Origin of the sequence: Arthrobacter sp. Hiyo1 (assembly GCF_001263615.2) — a bacterium.
Taxonomy (GTDB): domain Bacteria; phylum Actinomycetota; class Actinomycetes; order Actinomycetales; family Micrococcaceae; genus Arthrobacter.
In genome coordinates this window covers 101,006-103,821 of the sequence record NZ_DF952471.1, presented here as the reverse complement: position 1 = coordinate 103,821, position 2,816 = coordinate 101,006, and the positions used below count along the sequence as shown (strand labels likewise).

2 protein-coding genes and 1 pseudogene are annotated in these 2,816 nt (G+C 62.2%); 2 read left to right on the top strand and 1 reads right to left on the bottom strand.

All coding sequences use genetic code 11. From position 1 onward, the window contains the following. On the bottom strand, positions 1-425 hold a 425-nt coding region (locus tag AHiyo1_RS12040; protein WP_275937059.1), incomplete at its 3' end, for a phosphoenolpyruvate-utilizing N-terminal domain-containing protein. Between the two features lie 117 nt (positions 426-542). On the opposite strand from AHiyo1_RS12040, the gene AHiyo1_RS12035 reads away from it, so the two are divergent. Both AHiyo1_RS12035 and AHiyo1_RS12030 read left to right on the top strand, forming a co-directional pair. Continuing rightward, entirely contained in the window at positions 543-1,265 is a 723-nt protein-coding gene (locus AHiyo1_RS12035; RefSeq protein WP_059388720.1) for a TetR/AcrR family transcriptional regulator, read from the top strand. Positions 1,266-1,334: 69 nt separating this feature from the next. Continuing rightward, positions 1,335-2,816, top strand: a pseudogene (locus AHiyo1_RS12030) (PTS mannitol transporter subunit IICB); the annotation flags it as partial.

Here is a 2,816-nt window from a genome sequence, read left to right as displayed (position 1 = left end):
CCGCGAAGTTCGGCGACGATCCGCGCGCGGACGTCCAGGACGTCGGTGGCGCGCTCGGCCATGTATCCGCCCAGGTTGTGCAGCATTTCGGACACGGAGGCGCCGGCTTCCCAGATGGCGCGTTCGGCGGAGCTGCCGTTGTTGTTGATGAGCTTGGTGGCCGATTTCAGGAGCATGGTGTCCTTGGCCATGAGCGCGGTGGCTTCCAGCACGGCCTTACCGTCGCCGCTGGCCTTGTCCGCGCGTGCTTTGAGTTCGTCGTGGACCGACTGTGCCGCCGCTTTGAGGCCCGCGACGGCGTCTTCCGCGGTGGTGGATGCCGCTAGCTTCTCGCCCGACGGCGGTTCGCTGACTGGTTTGGGCATCTGACGGATAGTGCCAATGACGCGGCCCGGGCTAACGCCTACTCCTTGGAAATTCTGCACTGAAATCCTCTGTTCCTGCTCTCGGATCGGACCCACCGGCTGCGGCGCCTCGAGGTCCGAAAAAATCTCCTGTGACTCACTTCATATAGCGTTGCTATAGGTGCTAGGGTAGCGGCTATGAGTTTCGATGACCAGCTTCCGCCCAAAACTCGGCTGCTCCGTGCAGCTGCCGAGTTGCTGGCGAATTCGGATGGGTCGCCGGTCTCTACGCGCCAAATCACCAAACTTGCCGGCGTCACGGCGCCCACGCTTTACCACCACTTCGGCGACAAGGAGGGGCTGTTCGACGCCGTCGTTGCAGCCGGCTTCGAGGAGTATGTGGCGGGAGAGCGGGACTTCGCACCCTCTGGGGTCCCCCTGGAGGATGTCCGCCGGATGTGGGACAACCACGTCCAGTTCGGACTTACCCAACCGCACCTTTACCTGGTGATGTTCGGCAACATCCGTCCGGAAAGCAGGCCGGCCATCGTGGCTGATGCCGAGTCGCTTCTGGAGGAGATGCTGAGCAAGGCGGCCATTGCCGGGCAGATCAACGTACCCCCGCGTGAGGCGGCCAGAAGCATCCTGGCGGCCAACGTTGGCGTCACGCTCATGCTCATCGCAGAGCCTTTGGAAGACCGGAACCTCGAACTCTCCACCATGACCCGGGATTCCATGATTTTCGCCGTGTCCACGGAAACAGCCCGTGGCGCCGCAGCAGACGACTCCGGCAAGTCGTCCGTTGTTGTTGCGGCAATCGCGCTGAATGCGGCACTCCAAGCCTCGCATTCAGACCAGCTATCCAGTTCGGAACTGAAGCTGTTCCTTGAATGGCTTCACCGAATCTCCAGCAGCTCCTAGAGCTGTCCTCCTTCGATAGATATCGACTGATTCCGCATTGATGCGGGACTCACGTTAGGAATTCACACAATGGCAACAGCGTCAGTTGCGAAACCGCGCACCAGCGTGCGCGTTGGTGTCCAAAAGTTCGGAACGTTCCTCTCGGGCATGATCATGCCCAACATCGGGGCCTTTATTGCATGGGGCATCATCACCGCCCTGTTCATCCCGGCAGGGTTCTTCCCCAATGCGGACCTGGCCAAACTCGTGGGCCCCATGATCACGTACCTGTTGCCGCTGCTGATCGGCTATACCGGCGGCCGGGCGGTCCATGGCATCCGCGGCGGCGTGGTTGGAGCCGCCGCCACCATGGGTGTGATTGTGGGTACGGATATTCCGATGTTCATCGGTGCCATGCTCATGGGCCCGCTCACGGCCTGGATCATGAAGAAGCTCGACAAGGTGTGGGAGGGCCGGGTCAAGCCGGGCTTCGAGATGCTGATCGACAACTTCTCCGCAGGCATCGTCGGTGCCGCACTGGCCATCTTCGGCATGTTGGTGATCGGTCCGGTTGTTAAGGCCTTCAGCGACGGCGCGAGCAACGTCGTCGAGTTCCTGGTCCACAACGGACTTCTGCCGCTGACCAGCATCTTCATCGAACCCGCCAAGGTCCTGTTCCTCAACAACGCGGTCAACCACGGCATCCTCACTCCGCTCGGTACGGAACAAGCGCTGCAAAACGGCAAGTCCATCTTGTTCCTGCTCGAGGCGAACCCCGGCCCGGGCGTCGGCGTCCTGCTCGCCTACATGTTCTTCGGCAAGGGCCTGGCACGGGCATCCGCTCCCGGCGCCGCGCTCATCCAGTTTGTCGGCGGTATCCACGAGATCTACTTCCCGTACATTCTCATGAAGCCGATCCTCATCCTCGCCACGATCGCGGGCGGCATGACCGGCATCTTCACCTTGGTGGTCACCGGCGCGGGCTTGCGTTCGCCGGCAGCCCCTGGCAGCATCATCGCCGTCTTTGCCGCGACAGCGAAAGACAGCTATTTCGGTGTCGCCCTGTCCGTGCTCCTCGCAGCCACAGTGTCCTTCCTGATCGCCTCCGTGATCCTGCGGACCAGCAAGACCACCGATGTGGACGCGCTGGGCCAGGCAACGTCCAGGATGGAAGAACTCAAGGGCAAAAAGAGCTCCGTTTCCTCCACCCTCCTGGGCGCCGGCGGCGGTACCGCCGTCCTGACCCGTCCTATCCAGAACATCGTGTTCGCGTGCGACGCCGGCATGGGCTCCAGCGCGATGGGTGCCTCGGTCCTGCGCAACAAGATCAAGGCAGCCGGTTTCCCGGAAGTCAAGGTCACCAATTCGGCATTGCCAACCTCAGCGACACTTACGACGTCGTGGTCACGCACCAGGACCTGACAGAACGCGCGCGTCCGGTCACCTCCAGCGCCGTGCACGTCTCCGTGGACAACTTCATGAACAGTCCCCGGTACGAGGAGATTGTGGAACTGGTCAAGAGCAGCAACGCCGGATCCGGCGCTGAGGGCTCGACGGCGGTTGCCGAACCGG